General features: G+C 37.0%; 1 protein-coding gene. It reads right to left on the bottom strand.

Annotated elements, in window-relative coordinates; all coding sequences use genetic code 11:
• Positions 1 to 235: TetR family transcriptional regulator C-terminal domain-containing protein (locus AAEZ00_RS22165; protein ID WP_351090198.1), on the bottom strand; the 235-nt coding region annotated here is incomplete at both ends.

Raw genomic sequence — 235 nt, 5'->3', positions numbered from 1 at the left:
AAACAAACGTTTCTTCTCCAATAAGTGCCATCGCGAAAATTTTAGAAGCATTTTTATTGATACGAGATTGATCAATTTTTTCACTGATATAACGTGTCAGATTGTGCTTTGGCCCTTCCTCAACATTGAATTCACTAACTGAGTCCAACCAAAGTCGCAGAATGCGCTCTAATACCGCTTCTAGTAAATCTTTTTTGGAGCGATAGTAATAATGAATATTGGCTTTAGGCAACCC

Origin of the sequence: Shewanella sp. S1-49-MNA-CIBAN-0167 (assembly GCF_040310145.1) — a bacterium.
Taxonomy (GTDB): domain Bacteria; phylum Pseudomonadota; class Gammaproteobacteria; order Enterobacterales; family Shewanellaceae; genus Shewanella; species Shewanella psychromarinicola.
Note: the sequence above shows the minus strand (reverse complement) of the source record. Positions and strands in the feature narration are given on the sequence as shown.